22 protein-coding genes and 1 tRNA gene are annotated in these 19,860 nt (G+C 23.2%); 20 read left to right on the plus strand and 3 right to left on the minus strand.

Annotated features, from left to right (window positions below):
- From rnpM to rbfA, 4 genes are read left to right on the plus strand one after another with little or no spacing between them, the layout of a single operon-like run.
- Positions 1-273, plus strand: a complete 273-nt coding sequence (rnpM, locus tag STAIW_RS01865; RefSeq protein ID WP_020834165.1) for an RNase P modulator RnpM — start codon at positions 1-3, stop codon at positions 271-273.
- Positions 264-572 (plus strand): L7Ae/L30e/S12e/Gadd45 family ribosomal protein, encoded by a 309-nt coding sequence (locus STAIW_RS01870; protein WP_020834166.1) that lies wholly within the window; start codon positions 264-266, stop codon positions 570-572. The genes rnpM and STAIW_RS01870 overlap by 10 nt, the downstream gene beginning before the upstream one ends.
- A 22-nt stretch (positions 573-594) precedes the next feature.
- Complete coding sequence (infB, locus tag STAIW_RS01875) at positions 595-2,457, plus strand: translation initiation factor IF-2 (protein WP_020834167.1); 1,863 nt, start codon at positions 595-597, stop codon at positions 2,455-2,457.
- Positions 2,458-2,461: 4 nt separating this feature from the next.
- The gene (gene rbfA / locus STAIW_RS01880) at positions 2,462-2,806 is read left to right on the plus strand and encodes a 30S ribosome-binding factor RbfA (protein ID WP_020834168.1); all 345 of its coding nucleotides are present in this window, start codon (positions 2,462-2,464) and stop codon (positions 2,804-2,806) included.
- Between the two features lie 28 nt (positions 2,807-2,834).
- On the opposite strand, the gene STAIW_RS01885 is transcribed toward rbfA, so the two are convergent.
- On the minus strand, positions 2,835-3,500 hold the full coding sequence (locus tag STAIW_RS01885) for a hypothetical protein (RefSeq protein ID WP_020834169.1): 666 nt from the start codon (positions 3,498-3,500) through the stop codon (positions 2,835-2,837).
- 106 nt (positions 3,501-3,606) lie between these two features.
- Here STAIW_RS01885 and STAIW_RS01890 point away from each other — a divergent pair, with 106 nt between their 5' ends.
- From STAIW_RS01890 to STAIW_RS01900, 3 genes are read left to right on the plus strand one after another with little or no spacing between them, the layout of a single operon-like run.
- Positions 3,607-4,317, plus strand: coding sequence for an RsmE family RNA methyltransferase (locus STAIW_RS01890; protein WP_020834170.1), 711 nt, complete (start codon positions 3,607-3,609; stop codon positions 4,315-4,317).
- 13 nt (positions 4,318-4,330) lie between these two features.
- Positions 4,331-5,488, plus strand: coding sequence for a hypothetical protein (locus STAIW_RS01895; protein ID WP_020834171.1), 1,158 nt, complete (start codon positions 4,331-4,333; stop codon positions 5,486-5,488).
- Positions 5,489-5,497: 9 nt separating this feature from the next.
- A complete protein-coding gene (locus STAIW_RS01900; RefSeq protein ID WP_020834172.1) occupies positions 5,498-6,832 on the plus strand; it encodes a hypothetical protein in 1,335 nt (444 codons plus the stop codon).
- A 4-nt stretch (positions 6,833-6,836) separates the two neighbouring features.
- Here the strand turns inward: STAIW_RS01900 and STAIW_RS01905 are convergent, their stop codons facing one another.
- Positions 6,837-7,364 (minus strand): hypothetical protein, encoded by a 528-nt coding sequence (locus STAIW_RS01905; RefSeq protein WP_020834173.1) that lies wholly within the window; start codon positions 7,362-7,364, stop codon positions 6,837-6,839.
- 118 nt (positions 7,365-7,482) lie between these two features.
- On the opposite strand from STAIW_RS01905, the gene truB reads away from it, so the two are divergent.
- The 8 genes from truB to STAIW_RS01945 all read left to right on the plus strand — a co-directional run bounded on the left by truB (position 7,483) and on the right by STAIW_RS01945 (position 13,178).
- Complete coding sequence (gene truB, locus STAIW_RS01910) at positions 7,483-8,403, plus strand: tRNA pseudouridine(55) synthase TruB (RefSeq protein ID WP_020834174.1); 921 nt, start codon at positions 7,483-7,485, stop codon at positions 8,401-8,403.
- Positions 8,396-9,142, plus strand: a complete 747-nt coding sequence (locus STAIW_RS01915; protein WP_020834175.1) for a nucleotidyl transferase family protein — start codon at positions 8,396-8,398, stop codon at positions 9,140-9,142. The genes truB and STAIW_RS01915 overlap by 8 nt, the downstream gene beginning before the upstream one ends.
- A 121-nt stretch (positions 9,143-9,263) precedes the next feature.
- Positions 9,264-9,530: a 30S ribosomal protein S15 gene (gene rpsO / locus STAIW_RS01920; RefSeq protein ID WP_020834176.1), complete on the plus strand. Its 267-nt coding sequence runs from the start codon at positions 9,264-9,266 to the stop codon at positions 9,528-9,530.
- Positions 9,531-9,797: 267 nt separating this feature from the next.
- On the plus strand, positions 9,798-10,352 hold the full coding sequence (locus STAIW_RS05635) for a hypothetical protein (protein ID WP_020834177.1): 555 nt from the start codon (positions 9,798-9,800) through the stop codon (positions 10,350-10,352).
- Positions 10,353-10,553: 201 nt separating this feature from the next.
- Positions 10,554-11,483, plus strand: a complete 930-nt coding sequence (gene miaA / locus STAIW_RS01930; protein ID WP_020834178.1) for a tRNA (adenosine(37)-N6)-dimethylallyltransferase MiaA — start codon at positions 10,554-10,556, stop codon at positions 11,481-11,483.
- Positions 11,484-11,508: 25 nt separating this feature from the next.
- Positions 11,509-12,264: a MurR/RpiR family transcriptional regulator gene (locus STAIW_RS01935; RefSeq protein ID WP_020834179.1), complete on the plus strand. Its 756-nt coding sequence runs from the start codon at positions 11,509-11,511 to the stop codon at positions 12,262-12,264.
- A gap of 64 nt (positions 12,265-12,328) precedes the next feature.
- Positions 12,329-12,402, plus strand: a tRNA-Gly gene (locus tag STAIW_RS01940).
- A 71-nt stretch (positions 12,403-12,473) separates the two neighbouring features.
- A complete protein-coding gene (locus tag STAIW_RS01945; RefSeq protein WP_020834180.1) occupies positions 12,474-13,178 on the plus strand; it encodes a DxFTY motif-containing membrane protein in 705 nt (234 codons plus the stop codon).
- On the opposite strand, the gene STAIW_RS01950 is transcribed toward STAIW_RS01945, so the two are convergent.
- Positions 13,171-13,956, minus strand: coding sequence for a phosphotransferase family protein (locus STAIW_RS01950; RefSeq protein WP_020834181.1), 786 nt, complete (start codon positions 13,954-13,956; stop codon positions 13,171-13,173). The two genes, STAIW_RS01945 and STAIW_RS01950, sit on opposite strands and share 8 nt — an antisense overlap.
- A 64-nt stretch (positions 13,957-14,020) precedes the next feature.
- Here STAIW_RS01950 and rdgB point away from each other — a divergent pair, with 64 nt between their 5' ends.
- The 5 genes from rdgB to STAIW_RS01975 all read left to right on the plus strand — a co-directional run bounded on the left by rdgB (position 14,021) and on the right by STAIW_RS01975 (position 19,858).
- A complete protein-coding gene (gene rdgB / locus STAIW_RS01955; RefSeq protein WP_020834182.1) occupies positions 14,021-14,626 on the plus strand; it encodes an RdgB/HAM1 family non-canonical purine NTP pyrophosphatase in 606 nt (201 codons plus the stop codon).
- A 23-nt stretch (positions 14,627-14,649) separates the two neighbouring features.
- Positions 14,650-15,168, plus strand: coding sequence for a tRNA (cytidine(34)-2'-O)-methyltransferase (locus STAIW_RS01960; protein WP_020834183.1), 519 nt, complete (start codon positions 14,650-14,652; stop codon positions 15,166-15,168).
- A gap of 35 nt (positions 15,169-15,203) precedes the next feature.
- Positions 15,204-16,571: a DEAD/DEAH box helicase gene (locus STAIW_RS01965; RefSeq protein ID WP_020834184.1), complete on the plus strand. Its 1,368-nt coding sequence runs from the start codon at positions 15,204-15,206 to the stop codon at positions 16,569-16,571.
- 69 nt (positions 16,572-16,640) lie between these two features.
- Positions 16,641-18,179, plus strand: coding sequence for an AAA family ATPase (locus tag STAIW_RS05640; RefSeq protein WP_020834185.1), 1,539 nt, complete (start codon positions 16,641-16,643; stop codon positions 18,177-18,179).
- A gap of 23 nt (positions 18,180-18,202) precedes the next feature.
- The gene (locus STAIW_RS01975; RefSeq protein ID WP_020834186.1) at positions 18,203-19,858 is read left to right on the plus strand and encodes a vWA domain-containing protein; all 1,656 of its coding nucleotides are present in this window, start codon (positions 18,203-18,205) and stop codon (positions 19,856-19,858) included.
- The last annotated feature ends 2 nt before the right edge of the window (positions 19,859-19,860 follow it).

A 19,860-nucleotide genomic window follows, 5' to 3' on the forward strand; every position in this document is an offset into this window, starting at 1 on the left:
ATGGAAAATAAATATATTAGTCTTAGAAAAGATGTTTCATCAAATAAAATGTTTCCCAAAATAGAGTTAATTAGAATCGTTAAAACAAAAGCAGGAGAAGTTTTTATTGATAATAGTAAAAAAGCAAATGGTAGAGGTGTTTATATTAGACCAACTATTGAAGCAATAAACAAAGTTAAAAAGACTAAATCTTTAGAAAGAGGTTTAAAAACTAATCTTGATGACTCAATTTATGATATGTTAATTAAAGAGGTAGAAACTAATTGGGATTAGATGTACAAAAATTGCTAAATTCATTAGGTTTAGCTTCTTCTGCAAGTAAATTAGTTTATGGAGAAAAGCTATTTGAAAATATTAAGCAAAAAAAAATTGGTTTAGTTTTAACAACATCCGATATGGGAATAAGTCAGTTAAAAAAAATTAACAATAAATGTGTTTTTTATAAAATAAAAATTATAAATAATTTATTTAATTCAGAACAACTAAATCAAGCAATTGGTAAAAAAAATATTAAAAGTATTGGAATAAGTGATAGAAATTTTATAAAATTAGTTCTAAAAAATATTGAATAAATAAAGAAAAGGAGATGTAGATATGGCAAAAAAGGAAAAAAATAATAATCAAAAGCAAGTAGCCAAAAACAAATCCAAAGCTCATACTGCTAATCTAAAAAATCAGTTAAGAGAAACAAAAGAAACAGGTTTAATTGATGGTGTTTTTATATATACAGAACCACTTTCAATTGCAGATTTTGCAAAAAAATTAAACAAGGGGCCTGCTGAAATTGTAAAGTGATTTTTTACTAATGGAAGTATGGTAACTCAAAATCAAATTTTATCTGAAGAACAAATGGGTGAATTATGTTTAGAATTTGGATATTATTTTAAAAAGGAAATGTCTGTTACAAAAGAAAATATATTTGAAACTTTCGAACAAAAAGATGACCCAAAAGATTTAAAAACAAAACCACCTGTTGTTACAATAATGGGTCATGTTGATCATGGTAAAACAACTTTGTTGGATTCGATAAGAGATGCAAATGTAACTGAGGGTGAATTTGGAGGAATTACGCAACATATTGGTGCTTATCAAACATCAATAAAAGGTGAAAAAATAACATTTATTGATACTCCAGGTCATGAGGCTTTTACAGAAATGAGAGCAAGAGGGAGTGAAGTTACAGATATTGTTATTTTAGTTGTAGCAGCTGATGATGGAGTTATGCCACAAACTGAAGAAGCAATAGACCATGCAAAAGCAGCTGATGTTCCAATAATTGTTTTTGTAAATAAAATAGATAAACCAGATTCTGATCCAGAACGTGTAAAAATTGAATTAATGAAATTTGGTATTGTTGCAGAAGAATATGGTGGAGATATTCCATTTATTAATGGTTCAGCAAAAACTAAAATTGGATTAGATAGTCTTTTAGAAACTATTCTTTTAGTTTCAGAGTTAAAAGATTTAAAAGCAAATCCAAATAAATTTGCAACAGGAACAGTAATTGAAGCTAAATTGGATAAGAATCGTGGACCTATTGCTACAATTTTAGTTCAAAATGGTTCATTAAATTTACGAGATATTTTAATTGCTGGTGCAACTTTTGGATCTATTAAAGATATTGAGAATGAAAATCAATCAAAAATCCAAAAGGTAAAACCAGGTCAACCTGCTTTAATTATTGGATTAAATGAAGTTCCAAAGGCTGGAGATAAATTTATTGTTGTTTCAGAAGAGAAAATTGCAAGAGATATTGCAAAAGCACAATTTGAAAAACAAACAAATGATGCAAGACAAAAAAACAATAGTTTTACTCTTGATTCAATAAAAAATCAAATTGAAGCAGGAGAATTAAAATCAATTAATATTATTCTAAAAGCCGATGCTCAAGGAACAGTTGAAGCAGTTAGAAATTCAATGTTAAAAATTAATATTGAAGGTGTAAAAATAAATGTAATTCGTGCAACTGTTGGAGCAATTTCTGTAAGTGATGTTACACTTGCAATGGCTTCAAACGCTCTAATTTATGGTTTTAATGTTAGACCAACTTCACAAGTTAGACAAAAAGCAGAAGATGATGGTGTGGAAATTAGATTACATAATATTATTTATAAATTAATTGAAGAAATTGCTGAAGCAGCAACAGGAATGTTAGATCCAGTATTTGAGGAAAAAACTTTTGGTGAAGCAGAAGTTAGGCAATTGTTTAGACATTCACAAGTAGGAACAATTGCTGGATGTAGAATTATGAGTGGATTAGTTCCTAGAAACTCAAAAGTTCACATTTTAAGAGATGGAATTGTTATTTATACAGGAGAGATATCTTCTTTAAAAAATAAAAAAGATGATATAAAAGAGGCAAAAGAAGGTCAGGAATGTGGAATTACAATTAAAAACTTTAATGATTTAAAAGAAAATGATATTATAGAAGCATATAAAATAGAAGAGGTGAAATAATTTTATGTCAAAAGATATTAAAATAGAACGTACTCAATCAACTATTTTGAGAGAATTGAATTTGATTTTACAAAGAGAATTCCCAGACAGTGAATATTTAAATTCTTTAATAATTCATGAAGTTAGACTTACAAATGATATGAGTCATGCAAAAGTTTTCTATTCATTTTTAGATACTACAGCAAATGTTGAAGAAGTTGAAGATGAACTAAAACAAAATTTGAAGGAAATAAGAAAGTTACTTGCAAGTAAAGTTGAAATGAGAAGTGTACCAGAATTGAATTTTGAATTGGATAAAACATTAGAAAATGCAAATAAAATTGAAAAAATTTTAAAAGAAGTTAAATAAAAAAAGATTGCTTTAAAGCAATCTTTTTTTATTTTTGCAATCTGGATAAAATCTTTTGAATTCTACTTGTAGTGAGTGTGAATAATATAATTGCAAATAAATCAAAAATCATAAAACTTAATCAAGCGTTGAAAAAGATTATAATTCCATAACCATTACCATATTCAATATATGTCCAAATATAATTCAATATTGCTGAGCTAAAAGGAGCAAAAATGAAAATTATCATACTGGCAAATGTTGAAGCAACAGCTTTACCGTATTTGTTTTCAATATTGTATATCCTAAAAACTTTTTCATATAGTAATCAAAATAAAACTACTCAAATCATCAATCCAATAGCAGATGTAAGCCTAAATAAAGGACTTAGACCTCAGATTAAAAATTGTAATAAACCATCTAACAAACCTAGAGTCATACCCCAGTATATACCGACTACTTGAAAGCTTATAGCTATAATATAATATTTTAAAGCAAATCCCACATTTACTGATGTAATAAATAAGGGAATGATAACATTAATAAAACTAACAGCTGTAGACATACTTAGTAACAAACTGACAAGAGCTATTTTTAGAGTCTCACTCTTAATTCTTGCACGTTTGTTTGTTTTGTTAAGTTTGCTGATTTCATACTCCAAGTCTATTGTATTTATAGCTACAATATCTTGATTTAATTCATCAGTTTTTTTCATTGTAATTTTTTAAAATCTCCTATCTAAACAAACAAAAATTTGAATTCAAATTATATTCACCTCATTTAATATTATATTATAATTATTTTAGATAATGAGGGAATTTATGCATAATTACTTTACAGATAATTTAAAAGGAGATATTTTCGAATTAAGCGAAAAAAATTATCATCATTTAAAAAATGTTATTAAAATTAATATAAATGAAAAAATAGTTTGTGTATATAATTCAAACAAGTATTTATGTAAAATAGTTGAAATCTCTAATGAAATTTATTATGCTAAAATTGAAAAAAAGCTGGAATTTGAAGAATCATATATAGAAATTAATTTAATTGTTGGTATTATAAGAGAACAAAAATGGGACTTTATTTTACAAAAAGCAACAGAATTAGGTGTAACAAAAATTGTTCCTGTTGAATTTAAAAGAAATGTTGTAAAAATTGATTTTAAAAAAGAAGAAAATAAAATATCTAGATGAACAAATATTTGTAAAAGTTCAGCTGAACAATCAAAAAGAAATTTTGTTCCCATAATTGAACCAGTTATTAGAAATTTAAATGAATTAGTAAAATATAAAGCTGATTTAAATTTAGTTTGTTGAGAAGAAGAAAAAAAATTAACTTTTAAAAAGGAATTAAAAAATAAATTTAGTTCAATAAGTATTGTAATTGGACCAGAAGGTGGTATTGAAAGGGATGAACTTGATCTTTTAAAAAAAATTGGTTATAAATCAATAACATTAGGAGAAAATATTATGAGAGCAGAAACTGTTCCATTATTCATTATAAGTTGTATAAAATATGAAAAAAGTTAATGAGGGAAAATTGATGAAAAATGAAAAAAATGTCAATTTTATTATTGAAGATGTTAAATTGATTAATGATCAGTTAAAAAAAGTAGAATTAGATTATAACTTAAAAAAATTTATTGATAAAAATATTTATTTTATAAAAAAACAATTATCTGACTTTTTAATTGTAAAGAAACATGGAAGTTATGCAATAGATTCAATTTATAATTTTGATAAAAAAATTAATGTAGATTTACTAGCAATTAAATATGTCAGTAAAAAAATGTATAAAATTTATGAAAGTGAAATATCTACAAAGGAGCATTTTGCTGATTGTTGAATTTGTGAAATCAACCAATTAATTTTTAAAAAGTTGGTTAAAAAATATGAAATAAGTGATAATGTTAAAGTTGAATGGAAAACTAAAAAATATAAATTATTGAATAATAAGGAACTATTTATTTTTAATGATTCAATTGAAATTAGTTTTTATAAAAATAATTTAATTGGGTTTTCTATTATTATAAGAACAGTACTATTGCATAAAGATTATCCATTAATTATTTGTAGTAAAAATAAATATAAAAGAAGTTTTTCATTAGAATTTGTTAAAACATTTAGAATTTTAAATAAACTTTTAATGAAAAAAATGCAAATTTTATTTTATATTATTAAATTAAAAAATATAAATAAGAAGCAACGTTTAATATTTAAAATAAATATTATGTCAGACATTCAATATCAACTTTTAAAAAATGAATATTTTAGAGTTTGATTAGATAAATCTTTTGCATTTAATTTTTCTTCCAAAAAAGATGTTGACAATTTATTAGAATCAAAACTTATTTATTATAAAAAAAACAAAAAAATTTCAAAGTTTTATAATTCTTTTAAATTAGTAAATTTAATTTGAGTTTTTAATAAAACACATACTGATACAAAAAAATTCTTAGATTTTTATTTAGATTTTTGTAAAAAAATTTGAAGTAATAAACCTAATAAGATTTATTACTGATATGATACAGTAGCTTATTTAAAAAATATGCAAGGCACAACAAATATATCAATTAAAAAAAGTTCAAAAAAATATGATAATTTAGAAATGGAAATCATTTCAAGACCAATTTATCCTTTAAATAAAGAAAATGGTATATTTTTGGTTTTTTTGCAATATTATAATTTTGAGATTAATTAGGAGATAATAATGAAATTGAATTCAGAAATTTGAAAATTTAATATACAAGTCAAAAAGATTACTACTGAAAATATTGAATTTGCTAATAAAATAAATAGTTTTTTTAAATTATTAAAAAAATCTTTTAATGAGAAAAATATAAAACTACATAAAATAGGTGATTTCGCCTACAATTCATATAATGTTTTTAACAAAGTCTTAAATATAGATTTGGCAGCATTAAGATATTTTTCAAAAATTAATTCTAAACCAGTTGATTTGCAAGAGGAAGTTTTGAATATATGTAAGGATTCAAAAATTATAAATGAAATTCATACTGATAAAAATTATATAAATATTATTTTTAATTTTAAAAATATAATAATAAATTTTAGAATTATATCATTAATTTTTTTAAAAAAAGATAAGACAAAATTCTATATTGCAAATGGAAATAAAAATTTACAAGAAGATTTAGCAATTCAATTAACAAGAGATTTTAAATATGCAAATAAATTAAGTTCAGGATTATTATTTTCATTAAAAAGATTAATAAATTATGTAATGAAAAATGAATTTTGTTACACCTATAATATTGATATTTTAATTTTAAGATGATTTTATGAATTTATTTCAAAAACACTAGAAAATTTTATTCTGAATATTTATATTAATACTGAAAAAGAACTTGATATAAAAAAATTTTTATTAGTTAATAATTTTAAATTATGAATTAAAAAAAATGTGAAATTTTATGATCTTATTACTTTTATTATTCATAAATTTAATCAAACAAATACTTATTATTTTAATAGTTTTAATTTTCAGAATGAAGAAATTTTTGAAAATATTTCAAGATACTCTATAAATACAAATTCAAATTTTAAAATGCCACTTGATTATTTAACAAATATTAATATTTTTGATACAAATGATTATGATCAAAAAACATATATTCAAAATAATCTTTCAAATGTGGAAGGGCTTTCAGGAATTTCTTGAGATAAATTTAAAAATGAGGGACATAGATATATTGTTTCTCCTCTAATAAAAACAGGAATAGCAAATATAGCAATGTTTCAAAAATGATTAACAAATAAGTCCAATGAGCTATATTCAAATTTAAAATCGGAGTTAAAAAGTGAAATAAAATCTACAAAACAAAGAGAAGCAATGGCGGAATTAAATAAAATAGCAAATAATTGATTAGTAAAATATCAAAGTAAATTAAATTATCTAAAACCTTTTTTTGATAGAAAATATCCATTTGTATCATTATATAACCCTGAACAATTGGCTTCATTAATTGTTCAAACAATAGACAAAATAGATCAATCACAGTGAATAATAAAAAATGATAACTAAAATGTTATCATTTTTCTTCATCTTTTTTTGATTTTAATATTTCAGTACGTTTTTTTACGTAATCTTTTTCGACTTTTCCAATATGATGATATAAATCTCGACTTGCCTTAATCCTTAATTTTTTTAATTCTTCATCACAAAACACTCACGTTAACCAAACTATATGGAAATGTCTTAAATATTTAATTTCTTTATCATTATACATTTCATAACTTAATTTTTGTGCTTCATTTTGTGCATAATCAATTCATTTTTGTGGGTCAATATCTTCATTAAATGAATCTCTTGCTAATTCTTGATAAGTTAGTGCTTTTTTAACAATAATATCTTCTAGTGATTGAAGAGTTGAAGCAATTTCTGTAACAATTGCTTGATCAAATTCAAGGTATGAATTGAATTGATGTTTTGATAAATAAAACATTTTAGTATTTAAGTTGTTGACTGGTGTGCCACCACTACCTAAATGTTCTTTTTCAGAAATAATCTTAAACTCAGCTTCTATTTCTTTATAAAAATCTGATTTAACAAGCATAAAAACCACTTCACTTTCAATTTTTATTATTATACCATAAAAATATTTCAAATTTAATTTGGAAGCAACTAGAAGGAATGTATAATAAATCTAGTACTATTTTCAGGAGATGATAATTATGTTTCAAAAATCAGGAGTTTTTTTAGTAAATAAACCATCGGGAATTACTTCAAATGATTTAATTCAAAAAATTAAGAAGAAATTTGATTTAAAAAAAATTGGTCATGCAGGTACTTTAGATCCATTAGCAAGTGGATTAATGGTTGTATTAGTAAATCAAGCAACTAAAATTTCAAATTATCTTTTAAGTAGCGATAAGAGTTATATAGTGACTATGAAATTGTTTTTACAAACTGATAGTCAAGACATAACTGGAAAAATAGTTGAAGAAGAAGAATATAAAAAAATTTCTAAGTCCTTAGTTAAAGAAATATTAAATAAATATGATGGATATATTTATGACCAATATCCACCAATGTATTCTGCAGTTAAAATTGAAGGAAAAAAACTTTATGAATATGCAAGAAATAATCAAGAAATTTCAATTACTCCAAGAACAGTTACTATTAAAAAATGTAATTTAATAGATTTTAATCAAAAACAAGGAACGATTAAACTTTTTGTAAACTCTAGTAAAGGAACATATATTAGAAGTTTAGTAACAGATATTGCAAAAGGTTTAGGAACTAGTGCAACAGTTTTAGAGCTAGAAAGAATAGGTTCTGGAAATTTTGAACTAAATCAAGCAAAAAACATTGAAGAAATTCAAGAAAGTGACTTATTAAGTATGTATGATTCTTTAATGCAAAATGAGCATGATTTAATAGAGTATCATAAAATAAAAGATATTAAACAAGGTAGAGCAATAAATTTACCAGGAATTAATGTTCCATTAATTTTTATAATTGATGATAATAAAGAGGTTATTGCAGTTTATAAACATATTGCACATGATTTATATAAATGTCAAAGAGGACTTTGAGAAGAATCACCGTGAGAAACTTTATCAGAGGCTGAAAGAGATAATAAAAATGGTTAAAATTAATTCAGATTTGAGTGATCATCAAAATTTTAACTTTGACAATACAAAAACTATTATTTGTATTGGTTTTTTTGATGGTTTTCATAAAATACATCAAAAAATAATTCAAAAGACAAAAACACTTGCAATTCAAGAAAATAAAAAGTCAATTGTTATAACTTTTTCTCAAAAAGTTAATGATTTTCTAAAAAAAATTAATAATAATATTCAATCACAAAAAATTAAATATAAATTAATTGAAGACAATGTAAATCCTGATTATTTACTTGAAATTCAAGTAAATAATCATACTTTAATGATTTCTCCAAATGATTTTTGTAATTTTTTATTAAATAAACTTAATGCTTCAAAAATAATTGTTGGAAGTGATTTTAAGTTTGGATATATGGGTAAGGGAAATGCAGATTTTTTAAAACAATATTTTGGAAGTGAAAATATTATAATTTTTAAAAGAAATAAAGATATTTCATCAACACAATTAAAAAATTTATTTGAACAAGGTGAAATAAAAAAACTTAATAAGCTTTTAAATTATAACTTTCTTCTTGAGATTAAAAGAGAAAGTGACAATATTTATTTAATTGATAAAATATCAATTAAATTAGCAAATGGAAAATATAAAATTAATATTCTAAATCAAAGTTATATAGTTAATATTATCAATAACTCTATATTTTTTAATGAAATAACTAATTTTAATAAAGAAATTATTGAAATTTTAGAAAAAATAGAATAAAAGAGTTTTAATTTGTTATACTTAATAAGTATTGATGTTTTTACGTTGTTATGATTTCCCTAAAATTATAACTTTGTTAAAACAATTTCAATCAAGAATTAATAGGGAGAATTTTAAAAGAATGGTTTCAAAATCACAAATTGAGAAAATTGTAAAAGATTATGGTGATAATGGTAAAGATACTGGAAAAGCAGAAGTTCAAATTGCAATTTTAACAGTTGATATTCAAAACTTAACTGAACATTTAGCAATTCATAAAAAAGATATCACTTCAAGAAGAAGTTTATTAAAAAAAGTTTCTCAAAGAAGACACTTATTGAACTTTTTACTAAGTAAAGATGTTAACAGATATAAAACAATTATTGAAAAATTAGGATTAAGAAAATAGTAATTGTTAAAACTTCATTTTAATGAAGTTTTTTATTTTTTAAGAAGTTTAGATTTATTTTTTTACTTATTTGTAAAAAAATAAATCTTTAATATAAAATATTATTGTATGGATATATTTGCCCTTGCAAAAAACATAATATGTTTAATTTTTACACCTTATAGATAAATTATTTTTTTTAATGTATAATATAAACATATTTTGGTATCATAAGTAGATAAATATCAAAATTTATTAATTTTTTATTAGAAAGACGGTGTGAAATATATGGCAAATTCAAAAAAAGGACCAGATAAAGTAGCTGTTAAGAAAGCAGCTTCAAATGCAAAAAGATCAGAACACATTCAAACAAGAAAAAAAGTAACTGATCCAAAACCAACAAAAATAGTGGATAAATCAATTAAATTATCTGAAGGACAAGAAAAATTTATTTGAGAAAAAGCAGAACCAGTTTCAGCAACAAATCAAACAATTTATAGACAAGATATTGCTGGAGCGTTAATTAAATCAAATGAATTTGGTTTAGAATCAGAATTTGGTTGAGTTTATGCTTTAATTGATCCTGAGGGTGAAACAGACGATGTAAATAACGTTGTTGCATTGCACTGATTAAATGCTAGGGTAAAACGTAAAGTAGATCAACCTTGAACAGCTGTTGTTACAGGTTCAAGAGATATTTCTGGACTATTTAATTTTAAAAAAGAAGTAAAAATTCATGGAAATGCTTTGAGCAAGACAAGAAAAACAGTTTTATTCCAATCATCTGTTGTTGAACCAAAAAAAATCAATGTTGAAATAAGAACTATAACACCTAAGAAATAATAAAAAAATACCTGTTTAGGTATTTTTTTATTATATAATTATCTTGTCCTTCGGGACGCCAAGAATATTTGTTATTCTTTATGTTTGTGTGAGACATTTAAGACCGCTCAATAAATAAGTATTTCCTATCTCATGCATTTTATAGCGGGCGGAAATATTTTTTTTATTATAAATTCTTTTAATTTTGGGGGAGTGTTTTGCTTGCAAAAAATCATTTTAATAGTCGGGCCAACTGCAAGTGGAAAAACAGATTTATCAATTAAAATTGCAAAAGAATTTAATGGTGAGTGTATTAATTCAGACTCAACACAAATATATAAAGGAACAGATATAGCAACTAATAAAATAAACTCTGATGAAATGCAAGGAATAAAACACCATTTACTTTCTATTAGAGAAGTAAATGAAACTTATTCTGTTGCTGATTTTCAAAAAGAGGCTAGGGGTAAAATAAGGGATATTATATCAAGAAACAAAAATCCTATAATTGTTGGCGGAACTGGACTATATGTGAATGCTTTAATAATGGATTACAATTTTACTTCAAAAGATCATATTAGTAATTTTAATAATAAATTTTTACATTTAAGTAATCAGGAATTATGAGATTTACTAGACAAAATTGATAATTTGGAAGCAAAAAAAATTCATCCTAATAATAGGAATAGAATTATTAGAGCATTAGAAATTAACAAATTAAATGATAACATTAAAAGCAATATCATTAAAAACAATAAAAATTACATATATGATAATTTATTAATTATAGGCTTAATACCGAACAGAAGTGACTTATATAATAAGATAAATAATAGAGTATTACAATTAACTGACAGAGGACTATTTGATGAAATAAGAAGTGCTTATATAAAAAATAATTTTAATAAATCTGCTCAGGCCTTAAAATGTATTGGAGGTCCTGAAATAATAAAATTTATTGAAAAGGAAATTGACTATGAGCAATGCATAGAGTTAATGCAAAAAAATAACAGGCACTATGCAAGAAGGCAAATAACTTGATTTAAAAATCAATTAAAGGGTGTAAACTGATTTGAACATGATTATTCAAACTTTGATGATGTTTGCAATGAAATAATTATTTTTATAAAACAAAAATATAATAATTATTAATATAAAGAGTTAGGAGACTTATTTTATGTTATCTGTATATGAACGCGTAGAAAACTTAATTAAAGACAATAAGAATACAACTTTTAAGCTAATTGGAAAGCAAATATTAACAGATTGAAATATTGGAGTATTCAAAACACAGAATGAAATTTCTGAAACTTGTTTTGTTTCTTTAGCAACTGTAACTCAATTTGCAAAAGCCTGCTTATGTGAAGGTTATAAAGAGTTAATAATTAGATTAAGAGTTGAATATGAAAATGTAATGCAAAATTCTGCAAAAGTAAATTTGGGAAGTTCAGAAAATAAAAATCAAATGATTAATATAATTAATGATTGAGTTGAGCAAAATGACGAATTTATTTCAGATTTGGCAGCAAAAATTATGAAAGTTAAAAAATTATGAATTTGCCCATCATTTCAAGGAATGTATTCAGCAAAATTTTTGGAAGATGCATTAACAAATTTGGGAATTCAAGCTAAATTAATTGATTTATCAATTAATTTAGAAATTGCAAAACATGTTGATTTCAGAAATGAATTAATAGTTGTTCTTTTAACAGGAAGAGACACTGAAACTACAATAAGAACTTTAGAATATTTAATTCAATTTAAAAATGAAGTTTTTATTATTACAACACCAAGTAATATTATTGAGTGACCAGAAATTCAGAATCAAAAACATATGTTAGTAAACTTTCAAGATAATAACTTCTTTTATAAATATAGAAGTTATGCGTTAATTACTTTATTTTTTTCTTTAACAGAAAAAATTTCAATTTAATTTTTTGAAAAAAAGTATTGACATATCAAAATCAATTATGTAGTATTTAATATGTAATTGATTTGCGGGTGTAGTTTAATGGTAGAACTTCAGCCTTCCAAGCTGATTGTGAGGGTTCGATTCCCTTCACCCGCTCCATTTAGAAAAGTAAACTCCTTTTAGGGAGTTTTTTATTTTTAAAATGGAGTAAAATAAAAAAAGAGGTTAATATGATAAAAAATTTTTTTGATAATTTTAATCAAAATAGAACTCCATTTTTTATAAGTAGTTTTTTTCTTTTGGTTGAATCAATTATTCCAGGATTTGCAATTTGATTTTTAATTGGATTTGATTTTTCATTTTCAATGAACTTTAAGTTACCATCCCCAATTGGTTTATACATATTTTTTATTTGTTTGGGTTATTTTTTCTATACTTTTCTAATAACATTAATTTTCTATAAGTTAAAATTACACAAAACGGATAATTTTATTTATTCTTTGACTATAAGTTTAATTTTTATAATTATTACATCGATTGGCTCTTTTTTAGAAAATGCAACTTGAATGATTATTGTTAAATTTTTAATAGTTACATTATTAGTAGTTTTTTTAATTCCTTTATTTGTATTTATTTCAATTTTTTTTAGAAATCAGGAATTAAGAAAGCAAGAGGATCTTGAAAAGATATATAATGCATTTAAAAATAATGAAATTATTCCTACAAAAGAACTTTTAAAAGCACAAAGATATGAAAAATATTTAATAAAAAAAATGAAAGAAAAGGAAGAATTAGCTCAGTTTAAATTAGAATTGGATGAAAAATTAGAAAAGGAATTAAATAAAAAGGAATTATTGAAAAAAGAAAAATTTAAAAAAATTAATGAAAAATTAGATAAAAAAGAGCAAAAATTAAGAGATAAAGAAACTAAATAAATCTATTTTTTAATCTTAAGTATTTTTCTTGACAAATTATTTTATATATATTTTCATTTGTTTTTTCAAACATATAATTTGCTCACAAAGTTCATAATAAGTCTTGATACTCTATAATTATTTTTAAATAATTAATGTCCTCTTTTTTAATTAATTTTTTTTCTATACATTTTTTTATAAAGGAGTTTATTAAAAGATTATTATCATTAAGTGTTTCTGTGATAAAACTTGCAATATCAAAAAAAATATTGTTTAACATTACAAAATCATAATCAATTAATTTAATTTTTTTGTTTTTTATTAGTATATTTCCAGGAACTAAATCATTGTGGCTAATAACTTGCTTTAAATTTTTAGTGAATGCAATCTTTTTAATTAGTTTTTCATATTCATTAGAAAAATCATATAAAAAATTATCAATATTATTTTTAAAAATATCTAAATAATTACTATAATTAAATTTCTTTATTTTAGATTTAATTTTTATTTTATGAAATTTTTTTATTCCATAAATAACTAAATCTAAAATATCATCAGTAATATCAATTTCATTTATTGATTTAAAATTCTTTAAAATTTTAAATTTTGAAATTAGTAACCCATCTTGAAAATAAAAATCAAAAGACTTAATCATTATTTTTTGATAATTTTGTTTAAATTCTTTTAAAATAATGAATTCATTTTTTTTATCTAAATATAATTTATTTACTGCTTTTTCTTTTTTTATAAGAATGTTTTTTTCTACAGTTATTTCATTTGTTAATCCTTTAAATTTCATTTTAACTACCTTAACCTTTATAATTATTATATTATTATTTAGAACCAAAAGGAAAACAACTAATATGAAAACAATATGATTTGCTTCAAATAATGAAAACAAAATTAATGAAATGAAATATTTATTTCCAGAGATTGAAATAAAAAGTATTAAAAATTTTAATAGTAATATTGATATTCCAGAAAACGAGCCAACATTTGAAGGAAATTCATTATATAAGGCAAAATTTTTAGCTAATCTAGTTGGTGAACCTGTTATTGCAGATGATTCAGGAATTTGTATTGAAGGTTTAAATAATTTTCCAGGCATTTATTCTGCACGTTGAGCAAAACCAGAAAAAGATTGGAATATTATAAATAAAATGGTTCTAGATAAAATGTTGGAAAATAATTTAATTAATCAAGAGGATAGAAAAGCATATTTTATTTCAGTAACTTCATTTGTGGATTTAAAAAATAATATTGAAGAAATATTTATAGGTAAAACAGAAGGGATTATTGTTAAAGAACAATTAGGAGAAAATGGCTTTGCTTATGATAAAATTTTTAAACCTTTAAATTGTGAACTTACTTACGCTCAAATGTCAAAAGAAGAAAAATCTAAAATATCACATAGAAGAAAATCAATTGATCTTTTAAAAAAATTTTTAAAAGATCATAAATACTTATAATTTATAAAAGTAGGAGTTTTAAAATGAGAAAAATTAATATAGTTTTATATCAACCAGAAATTGCAGATAATGTTGGAGCTATTATGCGAACATGTGCTTTAATAAATGCAAAACTTCATTTAATTGAACCTTTTGGTTTTATCTTTGATAAAAGAAATTTTGTACGAAGTAGTGCCAATAATTTTGAAAGTTGTGAATATATAAGATATGATGATTGAAATAATTTTAAAGAATTAAATCAAAGTATTAAATTATTTTGTATGACAAGATATGGGAAAAAACCAATTAGTGATTTTAATTTTTCAAAAGAAAATGATGAAATATTTATAATGTTTGGAAAAGAATCAACAGGAATTGCAAAAGATATTTTAAAAAAAAATATAAATTATTGTTTTAGAATTCCAATGGTGCCAACAGGAAGAAGTTTAAATATAGCAAATTCAGTTGGTATTGCAGCTTATGAAGTTTTAAGACAATGGGATTATCTTAATCTTTCAAAAGTTGAGGTTGAAAAGGGAGAAGATTTTTTAGAAAAAGATTAATTACTATATAATTAGTTATATTATGGAGGTATGCTATGAAATTTTCAGATTTTGGTTTTAAAAAATTTATTAATGATGCTTTAGAAGAAATTGATTTTATTTATCCTACATCTATTCAAGAAAAAGTTATACCTCTAATTAAAAAACATAAATCAGTTATTGCACAATCTCATACAGGTACAGGTAAAACGCATTCTTTTTTATTGCCAATTTTAAATAATATTAACTATGAAGTTGATAATAAAATTCAATGTGTAATTATAACTCCAACAAGAGAATTGGCAAGGCAAATACTTGATAATACAAAAGATTTATTAAAATTTAATTCAAATGGAAATGTTTCATTATTCATTGGTGGAGATGATATTGAAAAACAAAAAGACAATTTAAAAAACAAGCAGCCAATGATTGTTATTGGAACTCCAACAAGATTAAAAAAACTTTATGAAGAAAATTTTCTTCAATTAACAACAACAAAATATTTAGTAATTGATGAATGTGATATGATTTTTGATTTAGGTTTTATTGATGAAGTAGATTTTTTAATTTCAAAAATTAATAAGGATGTTAATATTTCATTATTTTCTGCAACAATTAATAATTCTATTAAGCCATTTTTAAGAAAATATTTATCAAATTCAATTTTTATTGAAAATATAGATAAAAATCCTACAAATAAAAATATAGAACATGTTTTAATTTGAACAAGAAATAAAGAAAATAAAGAAATTTTAAATATTTTGGTAAATAAAATTAATCCATATGTTTGTATGATTTTTTTGAATAGAAAAGATAAAATTAAAGAAATAGTTTCTTGATTAAATGATTTTGGAATAAAAAATGTGGGGGAATTACATGGTGGCTTAGATCCAAGACAAAGAAGCAATATGCAAAAAAGAATTCAAAATATGGAATTCAAATGAATTGTTGCAAGTGATGTTGCTGCTAGGGGAATTGATATTGATGGAGTAAGCCAAATTATTTCAATTGATTTACCAAATGACCTTGATTATTATATTCACAGAAGTGGAAGAACAGGTAGAAAAGAATATTCTGGTCAAAGTTATGTTTTATTTAATTCAACAAATCAACATTTAGTAGATGAATTAAAATCGAAAAATATAACTTTTACAAATTTTAAATTATCAAACAATGAATTGGTTGAAATCATTGATAAAACAAAGAAAAAAGAGTACATTGCAAGTTTACCTGTAAATGTTGAAACAAATAAAATTGTTAATAAATATAAAAGTAAAAAAGTAAAACCTGGTTATAAGAAAAAGAGAAAAGCTGAAATTGAAAAAGTAAAAAAAGATATTAGAAGAAAACACATAAAAGAATCAATTGCAAAAATCAAAAAGGAAAAATACAAAAAACGTAGAGAAGAACTATTTGACAATTAATCTTTGATAGGGTTTTAATTGTTATTTTAATGATTTATAATTATATTGTTTTAAAAGGGAGTTAAAAAAATGGATATAACAGAAAGAATTAATAAGTTAATAGACCAAATTTCATATCAAGTTTATGAAAAGGAAACAATTTTTAGACTTGCTATGTTGGCTTTATTGGCAGAGGAATCAATATTTTTACTTGGTAAGCCTGGAATTGCAAAATCACTTATTTCTCGTAGAATGAAGTTTGCAATTAAAAATGGAACAAATTTTGAATATTTAATGAATAAATTTTCAACTCCAGAGGAAATCTATGGACCGGTTGATTTAAAGCTTCTAAAAGAAGGAAAATATATTAGAGTGGTTCAAGATTATCTTCCAAGTGCAAATGTTGGTTTTTTAGATGAAATTTGAAAAGCTGGACCAAGTATTCAAAATACTTTATTAACAATTATTAATGAAAAAATTTTTAGAAATGGTGGAAAAGATATCAAGGTTCCACTAAAATTGTTAATTTCAGCTTCAAATGAGTTACCAGCAGAAGGTGAAGGTCTTGAAGCTTTATTTGACCGTTTCATAATTAGATTTATTGCAGAAGGATTGAAAGATGTAAATAATTTTGAACAATTATTAGATGGTGAATCATCTTTAGATGTTGAAGTTGATCCAGAACTACAATTAACTCTTGACGAATTAAGTGTATGAAAAAAACAAATAAAAGATGTAAGAATGAGTAGAAGAACTCTTGATTTTATTCATTATTTTAGAAAAAAAATGACTTTAGAAACAAATGGTGAAGGATATATTTCAGATAGACGTTGAAAAAAAATATCAGGTCTTATTAAAACAAGTGCTTTTTATAATGGGAGAGCAAAAACAGATATTCCAGATTTATTTGTTATTCCATATTGCATATGAGATAATGAAGAGCAAGAAGAAAAATATTTTTCAATTTTTTATCAAGCATTTTTAGAACAATTTGGTTTAGAATGAAGAAATGAAAAAAGAAATTTGTTAAATCAGTTAGATTTAATAAATTCTCAAATTGGTCAAATTGAAGCCCAATACTTAAGATTAACTCCATATGATAATCCATTTAAACAAAAAATTAATCCAGGAACATATTATTTTATTAACTTTACTGATGGTGGTGATGAGTATAAAGTTTGTTTAATCTCTGCAGCTGATTGAAATAAAGTTAGAAATTTACCAAGTGAAGAATTTGAAATTGAACTTCATTTTGGGCCAAATTTAAATAAATATGTTGGTAGTCAACTTACTTTAATAAAAGCATATAAATCAGATCAAGTTTTATTTGTAAAGGAAAATAGAAGATATCAAATTCAAAATGATAATGCAGCAGAATACAACAATCAAATGGTTAATTTAAGTCAAAAGATCACTGAAATTGAAACTTTAGTTAAAGAAGTTTCTGCAAAAATGTTTAAAGAGTATAAAAAATATACAAATATGAATTGTATTTTCTTTAAAGATATTTATGATGAAAAAATTGCAGAAGCATTTGATACAAAACCAAAAAATAAATTAAGTGATTCTTCACTAGCAGAAAATGAAGTTCAAGAATTTGAAGATTTAGATATTAATATGAAAGTTTAATAAAAAAAGGGAGAAGGGCTATTATGGAATTTGATCTACAAAAACCTGTAAATGAGATCAAAAATGAAATTGAAAAATTAAGAAAAAAAGACTTTCATAATAGTGATTTTCTTTTATTCAAAAAAAATCATGAATATGCTGCAGAACAATTAGATGATAAAATAAATAATTTTTATAGTGCATCAAATTTGTCAATAATTAAGCAAGTTAAAATTCCTGAACCAATTAGAAAAGAAATTGTTTATTATAATTATATTTCAGAAAAATTTGATGAAGTTTCATTTTCTCAAAATTTAAATTTAATTCAATCAAAACTTATTGAGTTTGATTCACCATTTTCAACATATATTGACACAATGAAATGGAAAATTGATAATGGTTATTTTGAGTTAAAAGGTAGAGAATGGTATACAGAATTTTTTAGAACTTGAACATTTATGTTAACAAAAAGAATAGTTGATTTTAGAATGAAAGCAGTAGAAGATTTGAGATATAACTATTTGGTTGAAATTTATTCTATAATAAAAAATTATGGTAAATATGCAAAAATATATAAAACAATTTATGATGTTTTTGGTAAAATTGCAAATGTTGAAGATGAACTTAAAAATCAAAATATTGAATCAATTGCAAGATTTGCAGAATTTCTATATAAAGATCCCTCAATTTTAAGAATTGCAGAGTTGCTTGGTAGATTAAATGGTGAAGATGATTTAATGGAAGTTAATATTACAGAACAAATTGTTACTTACCCAACTGAAGTAAAATTACCATATAACCCAGAAGAAATTGTTGGTTTAACTGTATCTAAAGATTTAGAAAGATTATTACTAATGGAATTTGCAAATCTATTTGATGAAGAATTGGAAGTAATTTTTTATAAAAAATATATTGAATCTCAACTACAAACATTTTTATTTGAATCAAATGAACAAATAATTGAACATGAAATTGAAGAAGTTGAATATGAAGCACCAATACCACTTGAACAAGGAAAATTTATAATTTGCATTGACACTTCAACTTCAATGGAAGGTGCTGGAGAATATATTGCAAAAGCGCTTTCAATTGCTGTTGCAAAAGTAGCTTTAAAAGAAGAACGTGACTTAGTTTTTATTAATTTTGCAAACGAACATGTTGATGAATTTATAATTAATGCAAGAACTGTTAATGTCCAAAAAATGTTAGATTTTCTTGCAAAATCATTTTATGGTAAAACAAATGCAAGACCTGCTTTTCAAAAGGTAATTGAAAAAATGCATTCACAGGATTTTAAAAGAGCTGATTTATTAATGATTTCTGATTTTATGATGGACTCAGTTTCAAATTCAATTAGAGTAAAAATTGCTGATTTAAAAGATAATTATAATAGATTTCATTCACTTGTTATTGGAACAATGCCAAATGTTGAAACACAAGATATTTTTGATAATGTCATGTATTATGATCCAAACGATCCATATGCAACAACTCAAATTGTTAAATCTCTTAATGAAACATTAAGAGATTTAAGAGAGTTAAAAGAAGAAGAACTTGCTTATAGAGATGAACAATTGGCAGAAATTAATACAATTAGAGATAAAAAAAGAATGCGTGAAGTACACAAAGATGATCCAAAATCAAAAAAACTTGAAAAGAAAAAACAACAATTAAGGAAATTGGAAAAACAAAACCAATAAAA

The sequence above is a fragment of the Spiroplasma taiwanense CT-1 genome, assembly GCF_000439435.1.
GTDB classification, from domain to species: Bacteria; Bacillota_I; Bacilli_A; order Mycoplasmatales; family Mycoplasmataceae; genus Spiroplasma_A; species Spiroplasma_A taiwanense.